Raw genomic sequence first — 19834 nt, forward strand, 5'->3', positions numbered from 1 at the left:
AACGATTTTTAATGATTTTATATCATCAATATCGAATACGCTTTCATTATATCGTTTTTATCATTATTATGCAACAGATTTTTAGTTTATTTTACTAATATATAATATTTGTCCCTCCTATCGAACACTTTCGATTTTCCAACTATTCCACCCCTTAAAGCGTATAGCTCCTTGCTGGTCAGTTCGGTAAACTTTACTATTGATACCTTCCAGTCGTGTCAAAGTTTCCTGATGGGGGAGTTTGGTTCGATTGCTCTTTCCAACTGAGATAAGAGTAAGCTCTGGTTTGAGTTTTTCTAGAAAGGCTGAACTTGATGATTTTTTAGAGCCATGTTGGCCAGCTTTCAAAACATCCACTTCTAGGTCAGAATATTGCCTCAGCAAGTCCTTCTCTCCTTTCTCCTCCAAGTTTCCTGTGAAGAGGAAGTGCTTATCCAAGAGTTTCCCATACAGAACTATGGAATCTTCATGACCTCCATCTCCAATTTTCCTTGGATATAAGACTTCTAACTGACTTCCAAAAATTGGCAAGTTCTCTCCTACTGTCACACTACGCACGTTAGTTTGAGTAGCCTGTAGTTCTGCTACAAATTCCTTCTGTTTCAAACTGCCTTTTGATACTAAAATTTCGCCTACATGAAAAGCCTTGGTCACCTCCAACAAATCTCCAACATGCTCCTTGTCTGTGTTTGTCAAAACCAGCTGGTCAATCTTGGATACTCCTCGACTTTTGAGATAGGGGATCAAAGTTCGCTGGGCATTGCTGGTCGTCGTTTTTTCTTGCCATTTTTCGATTTTCTTATCAGATTCTGCCTTGCCACCTACATCTATGAGAATGGTTTTCCCAGTTAAATCCCGTAAGAAAATACTTTCACCTTGCCCAACATCCAGCATAGTAATTTCATTTTCCAGTGGATGCTTGGTCAAGAAAAAGAGACCCGTAATCAATAAGCTCAATACTGCTAGCCTTTTAATGTTTTTCCTCAAATCATAGACCAAAGCCAAGGAAATTAACAATAAAATTAAAAGCCACGCATTAGGTTGTCCAAAGACAAGCGGTCTACTTGCCACCTGTGATACCAAGCGAATCATCCCCTCCAACCACTCAAAAAGAAAATTCAGCTGAATGACTGGATAGAGAAAGGAAAGGGCAAATAAGATAGACAAGAGAGGTAAGAAGACCAAGTCAAATAGAAAGGAAAAGACAAAGGTCAAAAGAATGGACCAAGGTTGAAATTCCGCAAAATAGAAGGACAGAATGGGCAATATTCCCAAGGAAATGACTAGACTTTCTCTGGCAATAGCCTTAAGCCCCTCCCCTTCTTTGCTGGTCATGGTCAAGATAAAAGCATAGGCGCAGGACAAGACACCTCCTGCTGTCAAGAAAAAGTTGGGCATGACAATAAAGAGGACAAGGACCGTCAAGGCAAAATTATCCAAGCCCTTAACCCCATGTTGAGCCAGTAACTTTTGCAGGAGACTGCGAATGACCGAAGCTGAAAATCCTGTCAGACCAGCATAGAGAAGGGAAAAAGGATAAGTCAGCCACTTCAACTTTTCTTGGGTCAAGCCCAATCGTAAGAGAAGTTTCTTAAATCCATCCATGAAAAAACCTACCTGCATCCCCGACAAGGCAAAGAGGTGGATAATTCCTAAACTAGAATAAAGCTCATTCATCTCCTCAAAATCTGTGTCCAGATGCCCTAACAAGAGACCTGTCATGTAATTGCGCATAGGGTCTGGAAAATGTGTCTTAATCCAAACCACAGCCTTTCGGCGTAAACTGGATAGATTTTCTCCTATATCCCAACTGCCAACCTTTTGAAGTGACTGGATTTTTTTGATATTGAGAGTCTGGTAAATTCCCTGAGTTTTCAGATAGGCTTGGTAGTCAAAACCACCAAAATTTCTCTGCCCTTCTGGCTCCGAAAGCTTCCCTTCTAGTCCTATCTCATGAAGGTCGGTTAAAGCTTGAAATTGTTCTTTCTCCTCCTCGGATTGGAGTTTATAATAGACTTGAAAAATGCGTCCATCAGACTTGCCACGAAAGGACAGACTGTCACCATTGACCTTAATAGTGTCAGGCAAAATCCGTACCCTTTCAACAGAAACAGCCAAATTTTGACTCGCTTGACTCTGTTGCCAATTTTGAAACAGAAACCAGAAGGCAAAGACTCCACAAATCACTAGAACTTTGCCTGCTAATTTCCAAGGAAATTGGATAAAGAGACAGACTAGCAGAAAAACAAAGCCTAACAGTGCGATATAGGATGCTGAGAAAATGGCGTAGTAAAGCCAGAGCAATAGAAAACTCAAATAGATTAGGGGGATAGGAAAATTCTTAATCCACTGTAACATAATCTTTTAGCTTTTCTATTGTCTTGGAACCAATGCCAGAGACCTTCTTGAGTTCATCAACCGACTTGAATTTTCCATTTGTCTCACGATGGTCGATAATATCCTGAGCTCGTTTACCACCCAATCCCTTGACCTGCTTGAGCTCTTCCATACTGGCCTTGTTTAGATTGACCTTCTTTTCCTTGCTCGTTGAAGAAGCCGTTCCAGAACCAATCTGCTGACTTGCTGCTTCTTCGCCCTTAGTAGGAACGTAAACCAGAGCCTCGTCATTAACTTTCTGAGCTAGATTGAGCGACTTGCTATCTGCTTGCTCTGTCAAGCCACCTGCCTTCTGAACAGCGTCATTGACTCGACTACCTACAGGCAAATCATAAATCCCTGGCGATTTAACAGCCCCCTTCACATCTACTGTGATTAGATCTTGTTCAACTGGTTCTTTCTTCTCTTCCTTCTTCAGATCCTTTTCGGATAATGAATCCTTGGAAACAGCTGCAACTTCAGCCTGCAAATTCGGTTCTTTTACAGGTGTTTGTGGAGCTGGTTTTAGCAGGAAAAATCCGCCAACAAGCAAGCCCAGACCAGTACAGATGACAATGATTTTATACTCTTTGATTTTCTCGATAATTGCTTCCATATTTTCTCCTCTCTTAGATTATTCGTAAGAAGAAGAAAAAACAGTTGAAAATTTCTTCTCAACTGCTTATTTATTTGCAAAATAGTCTTCCTTGGTCAAGACATAATGAATTCTTGTAACGATTCGGCCTTCTTCATGCTGGTCCATACAAGCATATGGTTCTGCATGTGAAAAACGCATTCCTGATTTCTCCATGACCTTTCCTGATGCGGGATTAGCCTTATCGTGAAGGGCGGTCAACTTGTTCATTCCAATCTTCTCAAAAGCCAGCTTAATCACGGCACGATTGGCTTCTGTCGTCAAACCCTGATTCCAATATTTTTTATTGATAATGTAACCAATAGCTGCCTTCTTAAGAACAGAATCAATCTTGTGCAAGTCAATGGTTCCAATAAACTGACCATTGCTTTTTAGTTCTATTCCCCAGCGTCCCAAGGGACTGGCCAAGTAGAACTGAGCAATGTTATTCTTGGTTTCTTCCAAGCTTTGATTGGTTAGAAAAGTGTAACGTGTATTATCCTTATCCGAGGCATAGTCAAACATAGCTTCCGCATCATCCAAGGTTACAGGTCTAAGCAATAAACGCTCTGTCTCCACTATTGGATACTGAGCTAGTTTTAAAAAGATTGATTCCATAGGATTCCACCACTTGAAAAGTTTCTAACTAAGATAAGGATATTGAATGAAATATTTAAAACGCAAATTTATACTTGGTATTGAGATAACTTTAAGTACAAAAGAACTATCCTTCAGATAGAGGTTGAGGATCTAATTCTTCACTCTCTGCTTTTTTAACTGGTACTGGTTCATAAGCTCGGATAATCTGAGCGACAACAGGATGGCGAACCACATCCTTAGCAGAAAAATGAACAAAGTCAATCTGGTGAATGTTCTTGAGTTTTTCTTGGGCATCAATCAAACCTGACTTGACATTACGTGGCAGGTCAATCTGGCTGATATCTCCATTGACAATCATCTTAGAATTAAAGCCTAAACGCGTCAAGAACATCTTCATCTGCATGATGGTCGTATTTTGTGCCTCATCGAGAATAACAAAGGCATCATCCAAGGTTCGTCCACGCATGTAGGCAAGGGGCGCAATCTCAATAATTTCACGCTCCATGAGACGAGTCGTCTGGTCTTTTCCCAGAATCTGATACAAGGCATCATAAACAGGTCGAAGGTAAGGATCTACCTTCTCCTTGAGATCACCCGGAAGAAAACCTAGACTCTCTCCTGCTTCCACCGCTGGACGTGTTAAGATAATCCGTTTGACTTGCCCACGTTTAAGGGCAGTCACTGCCAAGGTCACTGCAAGAAAGGTCTTCCCTGTCCCTGCAGGTCCAATTCCAAAGGTCACATCGTGCTGTTTGACACTGTCCACATAAAGCTTTTGCCCTAGGGTTTTGACACGAATAGGTTTACCAGTATTATCCTTGATGATTTCTTCTTCGTAAAGAGCGACAAACTTATCAATTTCATCGTTTTTGACCATGCTAATTGCAGTCACCACATCTGGCGTACCAACGGTCATCCCACGATTTACCAAGACCATCAAAGCCTGAATAACCTGACGGGCTTCCTCACAGGCAGTCTCTTCTCCCAAAACCTGCACAATCTCCGTACGAGCATGAATCACCACATCAAGCTCTTCTTCCATCAAACGAAGATGGCGTTCATTGGAACCAAAAAGATGAAACAGGTCATCTGGGTGACTCAGTTGAATGTCTATTGAATGTTCCTTCAAATAAAGAACCTCTCTAATCCTTTTATTTCTTTTTATTATAGCAAAGGGATGGAGAAATTACTAGCCCAAACCCAGTGAATCATGCTAGTGTTCTAAGTATTCTTGCCAGATAGCGTCAAAGTCTCCTAGGTTAAAAGAGAAACTGGCATGTTCCTCTAAAAAGCGACTCACCTCATCAAAATCATCTGTGTGTTTTGGGAAGGCTGATTCTTCAAAAGCGAGGTCTGCCAAGATAGCCTTGGGACTATTACTTTTAGGATTGCGCTCAGTCATGAGCCAAGTGTAAAATGATTTTCTCATATGTCACCCTAGATCAACTCTGTCCCAAACTGGTCTTGCTTGATTTTACCAGCCTTCATCAAGCCGCCAAGTGCTTTCTTGAACTGACCTTTAGAAATGCCAAAGGTTGCCTTGATGTCGTCTGGAGATGACTTATCATTTAAGGTCATGAAACCGCCATTGCCTTCCAAGTAGGTCAAAATCATCTGGGCATCATTTTCCAACATCTCAAAGGAACGTGGTTTGAGAGAAAGGTTCAAGGTACGGTCCACTTCACGGAAACCAATGACACGCGCTTCTAAGACTTGACCCAAACGTGGCTCTGCGTAGCGCTCGCTAGGATGGATAAAGCCAAGCATGTTATTTTCTGGCAGGTAAACAAAAGTTCCTGACAGCTTGAGGCGGTATACAATGGCTGGCCAGTTTTGGTTCTGCATGTTGTTGTAGGCAGGACGAGCCAGACGTTGGAAGTCTTCCTGATAAGCCAAGAGGCCCCAGATTCGGTCTTTCTTGTCCACTTCAAGACGGATGTAGAGTTGGTCGCCCTTCTTAGGCCAGAGTTCCTTGAGCTCAGGGAGGATATCGAGTGACACAACGATTTCCTTGTCAGGAAGGCCTGTATCCACAAAAACCCCCAAGTCTTTACGAACTTCCGTTACAGTTCCCCAACCAAATTGGTCCTGAGTGGCAGTCACTTCTATGGTTGTCAAGCGCAGTTTTTGCTTCATATCCGTGTAGGCAAAACCTTTAACCGTATCCCCTACTGTATGCTGACCTTCTTCCTTGGCAAGCGCATAGGTCTGGCCATCCTTTTGCACAAAGTAAAAACGGTCGTTTTCATCGATGATCAGTCCAACGATAAAACTTGCAAGATTTGTATTCATATTTCCTTCTTTCGAATAAAACTCAGCCAGCAATGCCAACTGAGTTTTTCTGTTTATTTTTAGACTTCCAAAAGTTCTTTCTCTTTGTTGGCAGTCATGTCGTCGATGTGTTTAACAGCATCGTCTGTTACTTTTTGAATATCTTTTTCAAGAGTCTTCAATTCGTCTTCAGTGATTTCTTTTGCTTTTTCTTGTTTCTTAGCTTCGTCCATAGCATCGCGACGGATATTGCGAACAGCCACTTTAGCATTCTCACCGACCTTCTTCACTTCTTTAGCAAGGTCACGACGAGTTTCTTCTGTAAGAGCTGGGATAACCAAGCGAATCACAGAACCATCGTTAGCTGGTGTGATTCCAAGATCAGAAGCGTTCAAGGCACGTTCGATGTCTTTCAATGAAGACTTGTCAAATGGTGTTACCAACAAAACACGCGCTTCTGGAATCGTAATGGAAGCGATTTGGTTAAGAGGAGTTTCTACTCCATAGTATTCTACATGTACACGGTCAAGCAAGCTTGCATTGGCACGACCAGCACGGATACCACCAAATTCACGAGCAAGTGATTGGTGAGACTGGGTCATTCTCTCTTTAGCTTTTTCAATAATTGCGTTAGCCATAATCTTTCTTATTCCTTTTCTTAGATATTATTTGAAACTGTTGTTCCGATATTTTCACCAAATACGACACGTTTAATGTTGCCTGGTTGGTTCATGTTGAAGACAACCAAGTCAATGTCGTTGTCCATTGAGAGGGTTGAAGCTGTTGAGTCCATGATACGAAGACCTTTGTTAATAACATCACGGTGGGTCAGCTCTTCAAACTTAACGGCTGTCTTGTCTTTCTTAGGATCGGCATTGTAAACACCATCGACACCATTTTTAGCCATAAGGATGGCATCTGCTTCGATTTCAGCTGCACGAAGGGCCGCTGTTGTATCGGTTGAGAAGTAAGGTGAACCAATTCCAGCACCAAAGATAACGATACGGCCTTTTTCAAGGTGACGAAGGGCACGTCCACGGACATAAGGCTCTGCCACTTGTTGCATAGCAATAGCTGTTTGCACACGTGTATCAACCCCAACTTGTTGCAATGAATCTGCCATCACAAGAGCATTCATAACCGTCCCAAGCATTCCTGTGTAATCTGCCTGAACGCGGTCCATACCTGCTTCTGCTGCAGGTTCACCACGCCAGAGATTTCCTCCACCAATAACAAGGGCAATTTCGATACCTAAGCTATGAACTTCTTGAATCTCTTTTGCGATTGTTTGAACTGTTTGGATATCAATCCCTACGCCACGTTCACCGGCAAGGGCTTCACCTGATAACTTGATTAAAATACGTTTATACTTGGGATTCGCCATTTTCACTCTCCTTTTTTTATCCTACCTATTTTATCACAATTTCTAAGATTTTTATAGTATCATGAGCAATTCTTTCAAAAAAATTAGACAGTCAAAAATTCCTCTAAATCACTGAGGGCACGCTCTGCAATTTTTTCATAACGAGCTTTCTTATCACGAATACGCTCGCCTTCCAACTCCTTGATGATTCCAAAATTGACATTCATTGGTTGGAAATGTTTGCTATCGGCATGGGTGATGTAATGAGCCAGACTTCCAATCGCTGTTGTTTCTGGGAAAATAGCCTCGCTTTCTCCCTTGAAAAGACGAGCCGCGTTAATTCCCGCAACCAAGCCTGACGCCGCTGATTCAACATAACCCTCTACACCCGTCATCTGACCAGCAAAGAAGAGATTTAGTTGTTTCTTAGAACGGTAAGTCTGCTCAAGAAGATTTGGTGAATCCATGTAAGAATTGCGGTGCATAACACCATAACGAACAAACTCCGCATTCTCAAGACCTGGAATCATTTGAAAGACTCGCTTTTGTTCTCCCCATTTGAGGTGGGTTTGGAAACCAACGATATTATAGAGGCTACCAGCTGCATTGTCCTGACGAAGCTGAACCACCGCATAAGGTGTTTTAAATTCTCCATCACGAGGTCCTGTATAGTCGTCTGGATACTCAAGCCCGACTGGTTTCATAGGGCCATAAAGCATAGTTTTAATACCTCGTTTTGCCATGACTTCAATAGGCATACAACCTTCAAAGTACTTTTCTTTTTCAAAAGAATTGAGCGGTGCTTCCTCCGCATTGACCAAGGCTTCATGAAAATCCATAAATTCTTGCTTGGTCATAGGGGCATTGAGGTAGGCCGCCTCTCCCTTGTCATAACGAGACTTGAGATAGACCTTGCTCATATCAATAGTATTGACATCGATAATAGGTGCTGCTGCATCGTAGAAATAGAAACCATCGCCGTCATTAAGTGCATGAATCTTTTCAGCCAAGGCATCGCTGGTCAAAGGACCAGTCGCCACAACTGTGATAACATCTGTCGGCAATTCTGTAATTTCATCACGAACCACTTCAATCAAGGGGTGGTTGGCAACTTTTTCGGTTACCATTTGGGAGAAACCGTCACGGTCCACCGCAAGGGCACCACCAGCGGGAACACGTGTAGCTTCTGCAGATTCTAAGATAACAGAACCTAAGCGACGCATTTCTTCCTTAAGAAGCCCTACGGCGTTTGTCAGAGCATCCCCACGTAATGAATTGGAACAAACTAACTCTGCAAAATTGTCTGTTTTGTGCTGGGGTGTAGGCTTAACACCACGCATTTCATAAAGTTTAACTGGAATACCACGCTCTGCGATTTGGTAGGCTGCTTCAGAACCTGCCAAACCAGCACCGATAACATTGATATAAGATTGAGACACGACACTAATACCTCTTTGGGAGTGTGAAGACAAGGTTCACATTGAAAAAGCCAACCGAACTTAAGAGCTTTCAAATTTCTTGGCTCAGGCTGAAAAAGTCCACAGGACTTCCCTCGCTCTCGAGTTTCTTGGCTCAGGCTGAAAAAGTCCACTGGACTTCCCTCGCTCTCGAGTTTCTTGGCTCAGGCTGAAAAAGTCCACTGGACTTCCCTCGCTCTCGAATTTCTTGGCTCAGGCTGAAAAAGTCCCCCGGACTTACTTCGCTTTCGAATTTCTTGGCTCAGGCTGAAAAAGTCCCCCGGACTTTTTCACTCCCACAAATCTTTCTATTTTTTTCTTCTACTAGTATAACAAAAAAAGGGAAGAAGGCAAACTTCCCTGTTTAGTCATTTTCTTGGTTTTCTTCCCAGTCGTGATAGGCAGCGTAGAGCTGGCTTTTATTCCACTGGTAGTATTTCGCAACTTCCTTAATAGCTTGATTTTTCTTCATACCATGTTGGATGCGGGCTTGGATTTCTAAGAACAAGTCTTCCTCCTCCTTTGCCTCCACATCCTGACTGGCACCTTCAACGATGAGAAGGCACTCGCCCTTGAGCGGCGTTTCAGCAATGCTTTCCAGCAATTCAGAAATAGTACCTCTTTGGTATTCTTCATAGATTTTAGTCAATTCCCTGACCAAGACGACCGAGCGGTCACCATAGACTTCTAGCATATTTTCTAACGTATCTGCCACACGATGGGGCGATTCATAGAAAATCTGAGTTTCAGGATAGTCTTTTTTCGAGTCGAAAAATTGCTTTTGCTGGCCTGATTTTCTCGGTAAAAAGCCGTAAAAGATATGTGGCTGTGGCGCTAAACCACTGGCAATCAAGGCAGAAATCCCTGCAGAGGCTCCTGGAACAGTCACAACCGCAATTTCTTCCTCAATGGCTACCTTAACCAAATCATGACCAGGGTCTGAGATGCTAGGCAGACCCGCGTCGGATACCTGAGCAATGCTTTGCCCTGCTTTCAGGAAACCAATCAAATCAGGAATCTTTTCCTTGGCATTATGCTCATGAAAACTAATCTGCTTGGTAGAAATGTCAAAATGCTTGAGCAAAAGTCCAGTATTGCGCGTGTCCTCAGCAGCAATCCAGTCCACTTCTTTCAAGGTCTGGATAGCTCGAAAGGTCATATCATCTAGATTGCCAATCGGCGTTGCCACTAGGTACAGCTTGCCATAGGGAGACTGCCCCTTAAAACTTTTTTGAATCTGCATGCCTACTCCCTGTATAACAACTCGTCACAGAACATACATTCCTCGTCCTGCTCTCGACGTTGTCCATAAAAATCATTACATACGTGAAATCCATCACGGTAAATGCGACGGACACTTTCACGAACATGCTTGGCCTTGACAGGAGCATCTGCTTCCACCTCACCCAAGCGTTCGCGCAACTTACTATTTTCCAAGCGAAGAGCTGTATTTTCCTCTACCAGGCTCTTGAGATTTTTCTTGATGGCTTCCACATCGGCTAAGGTTACCAATAACTGTTGGGAAAAATCATCCAGCGCGTCAAATAATTCTTTTTTGTCCATAAACCAGCCCTTTCCTTTCTTTATCGTTCATTTTTGAGTTTATATTTCTTTCAAGACCAGATATTCCATGGTATTTTGAAAACTGACATTAGCCTGCCACATTTTTCTAGCTTCTAACAAATCTTGTAAAATCACTCTTACTCTTGCTTGTAGGATATCTTGCCCACAGAGAACTTCAAGAATCCGTAAAACCTGATCTTGTTTTTCCTTGTCATCTGCCAAGTTGGCTAATTTAGCAACCTGCAGATAACTTTCTTTTTTCTTGGCTACTAACCCAGTCAGCAGGCGTTCACTTTCATCGACTAAGGTCCAAAAATTTGCCTGATGTGCCAACTTTTCTGCTTCAGCTCGCGATTGACTAAACTGGGCTAAAAGAGTCGCTTTTTTCTTAACCAGTCCCATTTGTTCTAAGAGCAAGATGAGCTTTTCTTCTTGCTTTTTAAAGTGGAAAATCTGGGTCCGACTTCGAATTGTTGGTAAGATTTTTTCCTCATCGCTGGTCAAGAAGAAAATATAAACCTCACTCTGGGGTTCTTCGATGACCTTGAGCAGAGAATTGGCTGCGTTAGGATGCATTTTATCAGCTTGCTCGATAATAAAGACCTGTTGCTGGCTTTCAATCCCTGCTTGGGAAAACTGCCCCACCAATTCTCGAATCCGTTCTGTCTTGATGACCTGATTGACCGGCTTAATCAAAGTGACATCGGGAAATTCTCCCTGTTCAATCAGCTTACAATTTCGGCATTTCTCACATGGTAACACACCTACTTTATCTGTACAAAAGAGGCTCTTAGCCAAAAACTGCGCCATTTCCAAGCTTCCAAAGAAACCTGAAAAGAGATAGGCATGATTGAGCTGGTCTTGTTCTAGGATACGGACAAAGCGGTCAAACTGGGCTGGTTGCCAAGCCTTTAGTTGATCTTGTTTCATTTAGCCAAGTCCATTCTCTCAAACAAAACTGCCTTGGTAGTTTCCACAACCTGCTCCAAAGGAAGACTGGCATCAATCTTGACAATGCGATTTCCTTCTTTGTCCAGAAGAGAAAGGTAGCCTTGACGAACTTTTTTATGCAAGTCCAACCCTTCCAAGTCCAAACGATTGACCTCGCGGTCACTATTAGCAGCAATGCGAACCAGTCCTTCTTCCACCTCGATGTCAAAATAGAGTGTCAAATCGGGTTTAAGGCCATCTGTCGCAAACTTATTGAGCCAATTAATGGCATCAATGTCCAAACCACGGCCAAATCCCTGATATGCGACGGAACTATCGATGAAGCGGTCCATAATGACCAACTTACCAGCTTCAAGTGCTGGAAGAACTTTTTCCACCAAGTGCTGCCTGCGACTGGCAATATAAAGAAGCAACTCTGTCTTCGAATCCATCTGAGTATGACTTGGATCCAAAATCACTTGACGAATCTTCTCCCCAATCAAGACTCCGCCAGGTTCACGGGTCGTCAGCACCTCTACCCCTTTTTCCTCTAAAATTGGTAACAGTGCCTCTAAAACACTGGTCTTTCCTGCTCCCTCTGGTCCCTCAAGAGAGACTAAAAATCCTTTTGACATGTCTAACTCATTTCTTTTTTACTACTTCTATTCTATCAAAAAAATAGGGGTTTGTGACAATCTTTTTGTCTTCTCATTTCATACTCAATGAAAATCAAAGAGCAAACTAGGAAGCTAGCCGCAGGTTGCTCAAAGCACTGCTTTGAGGTTGTAGATAAGACTGACGAAGTCAGTTACATATATCTACGGCAAGGTGAAGCTGACGCAGTTTGAATTTGATTTTCGAAGAGTATCAACCACCATAAAAGAGGCAGACAAATCCACCTCTTATTTACCTAGTTTTTTAGTTCGTTTGTAGGCTTTTTTGACTGCCTCCATAACGGTTCCTCTAAAGGCATGTGCTTCTAAACTAGCTACACCAGCAATAGTAGACCCCCCTGGACTACAAACCTTGTCTTTCAATACTCCTGGATGTTCTTGAGTATCTAGGACCAATTGACCTGCTCCAATAACTGTTTGAGCTGCCATTTGTAGAGCAGTTTCTCGTGGCAATCCTGTCTGAACACCTGCATCCGCCAAAGCTTCAATGAAAAGATAGACAAAGGCTGGTCCACAACCTGCAAGACCCGTTGCAGCATCGATTAACCCTTCACCGATTTCAAATAATAAACCAGCATGTTGTAAAAGTTGACAAAAGACTTCCTTATCATCTACTTGGCAGTTAGCTGACAAGGCATAACTAATGACTCCTTGACCGATAGAAACTGGAGTGTTGGGCATCATGCGAATTAAACGGTGCTGACTTGGAACAAGACTAGCTAGTTTTTCCAACGTTATACCCGCTGCCATGGAAATTAAGAGCAGACTCTCCCGTTTTTCAAGAATATCTTGAGATTCCGCAAGTAAAGTAGATACTTGAGCTGGTTTCACTCCTAAAAAAATCACATCTGCTTCCGCAAAGATTTCCTCATTACTAGAAACTTGACCTCCGTAGCTAGCAATAAAATCATCCACTCTATCTTGACTTAGATTAGAAAGAAGAAACTTATCTGTCGTATTAGCTTGCCAAACAGCCTTGGCCAAACTAGCACCCATATTCCCCAAACCGATAAATCCAATCTTCATTTTTTACTCCCTTATCTGTCCATCACCAGCAACTACATACTTGTAACTGGTTAATTCTTTTAAGCCCATTGGACCACGCGCATGCAATTTCTGAGTAGAAATCCCCATTTCACAACCAAGACCAAATTGACCTCCATCTGTAAAACGAGTTGAAGCATTGACATAGACTGCTGCAGAGTCCACTTGATCTGTAAAGTAAGCTGCAGCCTCAGCATTTTCCGTCACAATGGCATCCGAATGATGAGTACTGTGTGCTTCAATATGCGCAACCGCTTCTTCTAAACTGCTCACTACTTTAACAGCTAGGACATAGTCTAAAAACTCGGTATCAAAGTCTTGAGCCCCAGCTGCTTGGCCAGATACAAACTGACTAGCCTTCTCATCCAAACGGAATTGAATTGGTTCCAGTCCAGCTTCTTTACGATCCGCAACTAGAACTTGCTCCAAACGAGGAAGGAAGCTTGCTGCCTTGTCTTCATGAACGAGGAGAACCTCCATGGCATTGCAGACAGAAGGACGACTGGTTTTGGCATTGTTGATGATTGATAGAGCCTTGTCTTCGTCTGCATCCTTATCGACATAAACATGGACAATCCCTGTTCCTGTCTCGATAACAGGTACGATAGCATTTTCAACCACGGCATTAATCAAACCTGCCCCTCCACGAGGAATAAGAAGGTCTAGATAGCCCTTGGCCTTCATCATAGCATAGCTACTTTCACGGCTGGTATCTTCCACCAGTTGAATCACATCTGGATGAATGGTAGTCGTCTCCAAGCCCTTCTTCAAAGCTGTGACAATGGCATGGGCTGTTTGATAGGCATCCTTACCACTACGAAGAACAACTGCATTTCCACTTTTAAGAGCCAAAGCAGCCGCATCAGACGTCACATTTGGACGACTTTCATAGATAATGCCGATAACACCCATAGCCACCCGTTTCTTGGTGATAACCAAACCGTTTTCAAGATGACTTGTTTCTAAAACTTCACCGATTGGATCTGGTAAAGCAACCACTTCACGAATCCCAGTTGCCATTGCTTCTATACGTCCTGCATCCAAATAAAGACGATCCAGCATCACATCTGAGATTTTACCTTTGGCCGCTTCCATATCGAGGGCATTGGCCGCTAAAATTTCCTCAGTAGCTGCTATTAAGTGATCAGCCATGGCTAGCAAGGCTTGGTTTTTCACCTCTTCACTAGCTGTATTGATCGATTTTTTAACAGCCTGTACCTGTTCAAATTGTTCTTGTGTACTTACCATAGTTTACCTCTAAAATTCTGTAAAGAGTAGTTGGATTTCAGGAGTAATGGAAATCCAGTCATCACGGTGAATCAAGACACCCTTAGCTTTTTGAGAACGCAACATGTCCTCCAAAGCAGATGCTCCAAATTGCACGCGTCCTTTTCCAAGTGATTTTCCACTTTCCTTGTCAAATACTGTCACGATATCACCGTAAGAAAAGGCCCCTTCTGCGTCAACTACACCAGATAAGAGAAGACTCTTTCCATGTTGAGAGAGAGCTTCAGCAGCTCCTTTATCAACCCAAATAGAACCCTGACTTTTGGCATAAAAAGCTAGCCATTGTTTCTGGGTACGGAGCCCTTTCTCCTGTGCAACAAAGTAAGAACCATCCTTGGTCTTCTCTGCTGCCTCTATCATAGCATCAGCTTTCAAGGATGAACAAATATAAACAGGTACTCCTGATTCTGTCGCAATAGTTGCAGCCTTGATTTTGGTTAACATGCCTCCAGTTCCGTTTGAAGAGCCAGCTCCACCAGCCATATCGATAATCTCACGATTGATGGTCTCGATTCGCTCCAAGCGTTTGGCTCTTGGGTCTGAATTAGGATTTCCAGTATAAAGACCGTCTACATCTGTCAAGAGAACCAAAAGGTCAGCTTGGACCATGGCCGCTACCTGGGCACTTAAAGTGTCATTGTCCCCAACCTTGAGCTCATCAATGACGACACTATCATTCTCGTTGATGATTGGAATTGCCCCACGGCTAAGTAGAACCGACAAGGCCTGATGGGCATTTTTATAACGGCGCTTATCCACAAAGTCGTCCTGGGTCAGCAAGATTTGTGCAGAAACGATTTGACGTAAGAGAAGATTAGTTGTGTATTCTTCCAACAAAAGCCCTTGTCCTACCGCTGCTGAAGCCTGTTTATCAGCAATCTTAGTCGGACGCTTTTTAAATCCTAAGGCACCAAAACCTGCCGCAATGGCACCTGAAGACACCAAAATCAATTCATGACCAGCCTCGTGCAACATCGCCAACTGCTGGGTAATAGCTTTTACCTTACTACGTGATAAACTTCCATCCTCATTCGTCAGAGAAGAAGTTCCCACCTTAAAGACAATCCGTTTGTATTTCATAGTCTCACTCCGATTCTTCGTATTTATCCATTATAACATGAATGACAGAAAATAGAAAAGAGTTGATAGGAAAAAGAAGGCCCTAAAACCTTCTTTTTTACTACTGTTCTAATTCAGATCTGTTTACAATCGTTTCAGAGCTTTGTGAAGTTGAAGAAGTCAAATCCTGACTAGTCGAAGAACTTGGAACACTTTCATGTTGACTCGTTTCTTTATTTTCAAGATCTTTTTTCACTACTTCACTGGATTCTTTTGTTTCTGAATGACTTGTAACTCTAGTTGTAACAGTTTTCTCTACTGGAACATCCACTAACCAGACACCACTTGAATCAACAGTATAGCCTTCTGGTGTCTTACCATTCACAAGTAATTGACCATTTTCTTTCAAGAAGTACCATTTATCCTTGTCTTTGATCCAACCCACAGATCGTGAACCGTCTGCCTTGTAGAAGTACCAATCGTTTGCCTTTTTAAGCCAACCTTGCTTCATAGCTCCTGAATCTTCTAGGTAGTAATGATGACCAGCAATTTCTATCTCACCTGTCTTCATGATACCAGCAGAGTCCATATAGTACCAGGTTTCTTTATCTTTTACCCAACCCGTTTTCATTTCCCCTGATTGGGCAAAGTAATACCATTGACCCTTATATTGAAGCCAACCTGTCTTCATAGAGCCATCAACATCCAAATAATACCACTGTTCTTTATCTTGAATCCAACCAATTTCCATCTGGTTTTCTTTGTTGAAATAATACCAGATTCCATCGATTTTCTTCCAATTTTTTGCAGCAGCACCAGAGTCTGTCAAATAGAACCAATGATTGTTCCATTTTTTCCATTGATCCTGTAACAAGATACCCGTTTGGTTAAAGTAATACCAGTCACTCTTAATTTCATTCCAACCAACAGCATACTCTCCTGTAGAATCAGGTGCTTGATACCACCAATTCCCATATGCACTCTTATGCCAGCCAGCTTGAAAACTTGGAATCGGCTTGTAAGATTTTGAAATATTGACAAACCCATCTTTTCGAATATCAAAAACTGTCGCATCATAATCTTTGCTGGCTGCGTTTATATGTTGAATTCCCATTGATTCAAGCCAGCTAATATATTCCCTATTTATTTCTTGACCGCTATCATACGAACCAATTGGTGAGGAAGAAGTTTGAACAATTATCTCAGGAGACAAATTTTTTATAAAATTTTTTGTATTAGAATTTTTTGTATCTAAATGATGATTAAACTTCATCAAATCAACTTTTCCAATAAGAGAACCATACTTGTCTTCCGCTCCATGAACATTATCTAAGTCGCCGCCAAGGTAAATTTTCTTGCCATTAACTTTCACCACACTAATCAAGGAATTGGAATTATCATCCCAAACAGGTTTAAGATTTCCATTCTCATCATATTCATTTTCATAATTATAGAGCTGAATATCCATGTCCCCAAACTGAAAATGAGCATCTCCTTGTGTGATGTTTTGAATCACTGAAACACCTTTTTCTGCGGCAGTCTGTAAAACCTTATCATAGCCATACAGATTATCCCAAAGACGTTCAGGCTTAGTAATACGATTATCACTATATTTCTTAAGATAGACTCGGTCAACTGGATAGGTAGACAGTAATTCATCAACATTTCCAATATGATCGCTGTGAGTATGGGTAACCAAAATAAAATCAAGTTTTTGGGCACCCAATTCCTTCAAACGACGAAAGACACGATCTGTTAGAACATGCTTATAAGTGGTATTGATCCCCTGTCTCCATGGATAACGAGAATCACTGCCGTCTGGGAAATCATAATCTTCTCCTGTATCCACCATGGCAAAATGTCCATTACTTTCAAGAATAATCGCATCACTGCCACCTTCATGAACATTGATAAAGTGAATTTTATTTCCTGAACTTTCTTGAGCTTGAACATTCCCATACCATGACAAAGCTAAAAAAGTGCTTGCAAGGGCTAAACTAGTTAATTTCTTTTTCATTCTTACTTCCTCAGTCTCTCTAATGTTTCCTTAAATATCTCTGGGATATCTGCTGTAAATTCCAAAATCTCACCTGTTCTCGGATGAGTAAAACCTAAAGTCTTGGCATGAAGAAATTGCCCAAGCCCTTTCAGGGTCTTACGTGGACCATAGACTTCATCACCAGCGACTGGATGACCGATGTAAGCCATATGAACACGGATTTGATGAGTGCGACCTGTTTCCAGCTGCAGCTCCACTAAACTGTAATCACCAAAACGTTCCAAGACGTGAAAACGCGTCACTGCAGGCTTCCCTTTCGCAGTCACAGCCTGTTTCTTACGGTCTTTTTCACTACGACCAATCGGTGCTTCAATCACACCACGATCATTTGGTAGATTTCCATGAACAATCGCCCAATATTTACGTAAAGACTTTTTATCCTTGAGTTCTTGGGCAAGTGCTAGATGCGCCTCATCGTTTTTAGCAATCATGAGAAGGCCTGATGTATCCTTATCAATACGATGAACAATTCCTGGGCGTAAAACCCCATTGATACCCGACAAGTCCTTAATATGATACATAAGGGCGTTTACTAGGGTTCCGCTGGTATGACCAGCACTCGGATGCACCACCATTCCCTGAGGTTTGTTAACGACGGCGACATCCTCATCTTGGTAGATAATCTCTAGCGGAATATCCTCAGCCACATACTCTAAGACCTCTGGTTCTGGCACATGGTAAGTGACGATATCGCCCTCTTGGACAGTGTATTTAGCTTTCTTGACTTGGCCATTGACCAAGACCTGGCCTGATTTAATTTGTTCATTCGCGAGACTGCGTGATAATTCTGTCAAATCCGACAAAGCCTTATCCAAACGCAGGCCACCAGTTTCAATTTTAATTTCCATTTATTTCCTCTTTTAGCATTGCAATCAATAAAATAATCACTCCAACTGTCAGATAGCTATCTGCAACATTGAAAATTGCAAAATTGATAAAGTCAAGGTGGAACATATCCACAACAAATCCCTGACCGATCCTGTCAATAAAATTTCCAAGTCCACCTGCGATGATCAAGGTCAAACCTAAGACCATCCAGAGTGAGTCCTCCATATGTTTATGTAGATACCAAATGGCACCTACCACGACAACCAGAGTAATGATAGCGAATAACAACTGCTGATCTTGTAAGATAGAAAAGGCTGCCCCTCGATTTTGCAGGTAGGTCAAGCTAACGAGATTGGGTATCCAAGAGCGCACTTCACCTAGTGGAATCTGCCAGACGATATAGGATTTGACTAACTGATCCAGCGCAATCAAAAGCAGTACAACGACTGCCACTATTCCTCTTTTTTTCATGATTTCCTCTTCTGATTAAAATATTCTTGCATGACTTCTACAAAGAGAGTCCCAGCTTGACTAAGCTCCACTTCTTCACGTTTAACATAGACCATGCGGTTATCCAAATTATCCTTGAGACGAATAACTGTGATTCCATTGACACTGTCACTATCTAAAAATCCAGAACCTGTCGCATAGGCGTCCGTCCGCTCCAAAATACCATTCAAGGTAGCACGGTCTGTCACATTAAACATCTGTGAGCTAGCGCTGGTATCAACAAAGTTCTCCGAATAATAAAGGTACTCGTCTTTCTCTTGAGTAAAACGAACCGTTGGTAGATCCGCTAGATCCCCCATAACCAATTCCTCTTTCTGAGCCAAAGGATGCCCCTCACGGAGATAAATATGGGTATGGAAGGGAATCAATTCAATGACTTCCAGACCTAGCTTTTCAACCCGCTGCATAATACCCTTTTTATTTTGATTGTTAAGGTAGATAATCCCAATCTCACTGTGACCTTGTGCTACTTCATCTAAGATTTGAACAGTAGTTGATTCAAAAATACGGAAGTTCTTATAATCAGGATAGCGCTCTGAAAAGGCCGTAATAGTTGGTGGCAAGAAGTCATAGTGCTGACTAGCAATGGAAAATTCATCTTTTTCTTCTTCAGGATTGGCATACTGATTTTGAAAAATATCAAATCCCTTGACCAATTCTTGCGCTTTTTCATAAAATTCCATCCCACGACGGGTCAAGAAAGTCCCTGAGCTAGTCCGACGGAAAATCTTAAAACCCAACTCTTTTTCCAAATCACGAACAGAAATGGACAGACTCGGCTGACTAACATACATCTTTTCAGCAGCTTCACGAAAAGTACCGCTATTCGCAATAGCCACAACGTAGCGTAATTGTTGAATGTTCATCTTCTACTCCCAACTTCTTTATCTTTTCATTATACCATATTTTAGAAGTTTTCCAAAAAGGAAAAAAATCAGGAACTTTTCAAGTCTCAAATGAGACTCTAACATCCCAATACAAGAGTTAGAATGATATCTTTTTCAGTCCTCATTTTGGTTCAAACAAATAAAAACAGCAAATCTTGTTGATTTACCGTTTAAAACATGATACAAGAAAACTCTCTAAAAATTTCTTGAATTCTATAAATCAACTAGAAAAAACTCTTCAATCCTATTAACTATATCTGGACTTATCTCCCAGATCCCAACATAAGGCTGT

20 protein-coding genes and 1 pseudogene are annotated in these 19834 nt (G+C 42.0%); 1 reads left to right on the forward strand and 20 read right to left on the reverse strand.

What is annotated here, in order from left to right:
- Nucleotides 1-117 precede the first annotated feature (117 nt).
- From D8787_RS01780 to D8787_RS01885, 20 genes are all read right to left on the reverse strand, one after another.
- A complete protein-coding gene (locus D8787_RS01780; RefSeq protein WP_125420393.1) occupies nucleotides 118-2358 on the reverse strand; it encodes a DNA internalization-related competence protein ComEC/Rec2 in 2241 nt (746 codons plus the stop codon).
- Nucleotides 2342-2992, reverse strand: a complete 651-nt coding sequence (locus D8787_RS01785; RefSeq protein ID WP_125420395.1) for a helix-hairpin-helix domain-containing protein — start codon at nucleotides 2990-2992, stop codon at nucleotides 2342-2344. The genes D8787_RS01780 and D8787_RS01785 overlap by 17 nt, the downstream gene beginning before the upstream one ends.
- Nucleotides 2993-3058: 66 nt before the next feature.
- Nucleotides 3059-3628, reverse strand: coding sequence for a GNAT family N-acetyltransferase (locus D8787_RS01790; RefSeq protein ID WP_125420397.1), 570 nt, complete (start codon nucleotides 3626-3628; stop codon nucleotides 3059-3061).
- A gap of 106 nt (nucleotides 3629-3734) precedes the next feature.
- Nucleotides 3735-4739: a PhoH family protein gene (locus D8787_RS01795; RefSeq protein ID WP_125420399.1), complete on the reverse strand. Its 1005-nt coding sequence runs from the start codon at nucleotides 4737-4739 to the stop codon at nucleotides 3735-3737.
- A gap of 84 nt (nucleotides 4740-4823) precedes the next feature.
- Nucleotides 4824-5039, reverse strand: a complete 216-nt coding sequence (locus D8787_RS01800) for a YozE family protein (protein WP_001232084.1) — start codon at nucleotides 5037-5039, stop codon at nucleotides 4824-4826.
- Between the two features lie 8 nt (nucleotides 5040-5047).
- Entirely contained in the window at nucleotides 5048-5902 is an 855-nt protein-coding gene (gene cvfB, locus D8787_RS01805; protein ID WP_125420401.1) for an RNA-binding virulence regulatory protein CvfB, read from the reverse strand.
- 59 nt (nucleotides 5903-5961) lie between these two features.
- Nucleotides 5962-6519, reverse strand: a complete 558-nt coding sequence (gene frr, locus D8787_RS01810; protein WP_001262225.1) for a ribosome recycling factor — start codon at nucleotides 6517-6519, stop codon at nucleotides 5962-5964.
- A gap of 20 nt (nucleotides 6520-6539) precedes the next feature.
- Complete coding sequence (gene pyrH, locus D8787_RS01815) at nucleotides 6540-7265, reverse strand: UMP kinase (protein ID WP_000002995.1); 726 nt, start codon at nucleotides 7263-7265, stop codon at nucleotides 6540-6542.
- 83 nt (nucleotides 7266-7348) lie between these two features.
- Nucleotides 7349-8683: a methylenetetrahydrofolate--tRNA-(uracil(54)-C(5))-methyltransferase (FADH(2)-oxidizing) TrmFO gene (trmFO, locus tag D8787_RS01820; protein WP_125420403.1), complete on the reverse strand. Its 1335-nt coding sequence runs from the start codon at nucleotides 8681-8683 to the stop codon at nucleotides 7349-7351.
- 382 nt (nucleotides 8684-9065) lie between these two features.
- The gene (gene rsmI, locus D8787_RS01830; protein WP_125420405.1) at nucleotides 9066-9944 is read right to left on the reverse strand and encodes a 16S rRNA (cytidine(1402)-2'-O)-methyltransferase; all 879 of its coding nucleotides are present in this window, start codon (nucleotides 9942-9944) and stop codon (nucleotides 9066-9068) included.
- Between the two features lie 2 nt (nucleotides 9945-9946).
- On the reverse strand, nucleotides 9947-10264 hold the full coding sequence (gene yabA, locus D8787_RS01835) for a DNA replication initiation control protein YabA (RefSeq protein ID WP_000358228.1): 318 nt from the start codon (nucleotides 10262-10264) through the stop codon (nucleotides 9947-9949).
- Nucleotides 10265-10303: 39 nt separating this feature from the next.
- Entirely contained in the window at nucleotides 10304-11194 is an 891-nt protein-coding gene (locus D8787_RS01840) for a DNA polymerase III subunit delta' (protein WP_125420407.1), read from the reverse strand.
- Complete coding sequence (gene tmk / locus D8787_RS01845; protein ID WP_125420409.1) at nucleotides 11191-11829, reverse strand: dTMP kinase; 639 nt, start codon at nucleotides 11827-11829, stop codon at nucleotides 11191-11193. Before tmk ends, D8787_RS01840 begins: the two co-directional genes overlap by 4 nt.
- Nucleotides 11830-12096: 267 nt before the next feature.
- On the reverse strand, nucleotides 12097-12894 hold the full coding sequence (gene proC / locus D8787_RS01855) for a pyrroline-5-carboxylate reductase (protein ID WP_125420411.1): 798 nt from the start codon (nucleotides 12892-12894) through the stop codon (nucleotides 12097-12099).
- A 3-nt stretch (nucleotides 12895-12897) separates the two neighbouring features.
- A complete protein-coding gene (locus D8787_RS01860) occupies nucleotides 12898-14160 on the reverse strand; it encodes a glutamate-5-semialdehyde dehydrogenase (protein ID WP_125420413.1) in 1263 nt (420 codons plus the stop codon).
- A 9-nt stretch (nucleotides 14161-14169) separates the two neighbouring features.
- Nucleotides 14170-15279 (reverse strand): glutamate 5-kinase, encoded by a 1110-nt coding sequence (gene proB / locus D8787_RS01865; RefSeq protein WP_125420415.1) that lies wholly within the window; start codon nucleotides 15277-15279, stop codon nucleotides 14170-14172.
- A 100-nt stretch (nucleotides 15280-15379) separates the two neighbouring features.
- Nucleotides 15380-17275 carry an MBL fold metallo-hydrolase gene (locus D8787_RS01870; protein ID WP_125420417.1) on the reverse strand — a complete coding sequence of 632 codons (1896 nt, stop codon included), beginning with the start codon at nucleotides 17273-17275 and terminating at the stop codon, nucleotides 15380-15382.
- Between the two features lie 2 nt (nucleotides 17276-17277).
- Nucleotides 17278-18165: an RluA family pseudouridine synthase gene (locus D8787_RS01875; RefSeq protein WP_125420419.1), complete on the reverse strand. Its 888-nt coding sequence runs from the start codon at nucleotides 18163-18165 to the stop codon at nucleotides 17278-17280.
- The gene (lspA, locus tag D8787_RS01880) at nucleotides 18155-18616 is read right to left on the reverse strand and encodes a signal peptidase II (protein WP_125420421.1); all 462 of its coding nucleotides are present in this window, start codon (nucleotides 18614-18616) and stop codon (nucleotides 18155-18157) included. Before lspA ends, D8787_RS01875 begins: the two co-directional genes overlap by 11 nt.
- Nucleotides 18613-19521 (reverse strand): LysR family transcriptional regulator, encoded by a 909-nt coding sequence (locus D8787_RS01885; RefSeq protein WP_125420423.1) that lies wholly within the window; start codon nucleotides 19519-19521, stop codon nucleotides 18613-18615. Before D8787_RS01885 ends, lspA begins: the two co-directional genes overlap by 4 nt.
- Here D8787_RS01885 and D8787_RS11790 point away from each other — a divergent pair.
- Nucleotides 19514-19588 (forward strand): annotated as a pseudogene (locus D8787_RS11790) (AraC family transcriptional regulator); the annotation flags it as partial. The gene D8787_RS01885 and the pseudogene D8787_RS11790 overlap by 8 nt on opposite strands.
- Nucleotides 19589-19834: the final 246 nt, after the last annotated feature.

Origin of the sequence: Streptococcus mitis (assembly GCF_003944325.1) — a bacterium.
Classification (GTDB): Bacteria; Bacillota; Bacilli; order Lactobacillales; family Streptococcaceae; genus Streptococcus; species Streptococcus mitis_CW.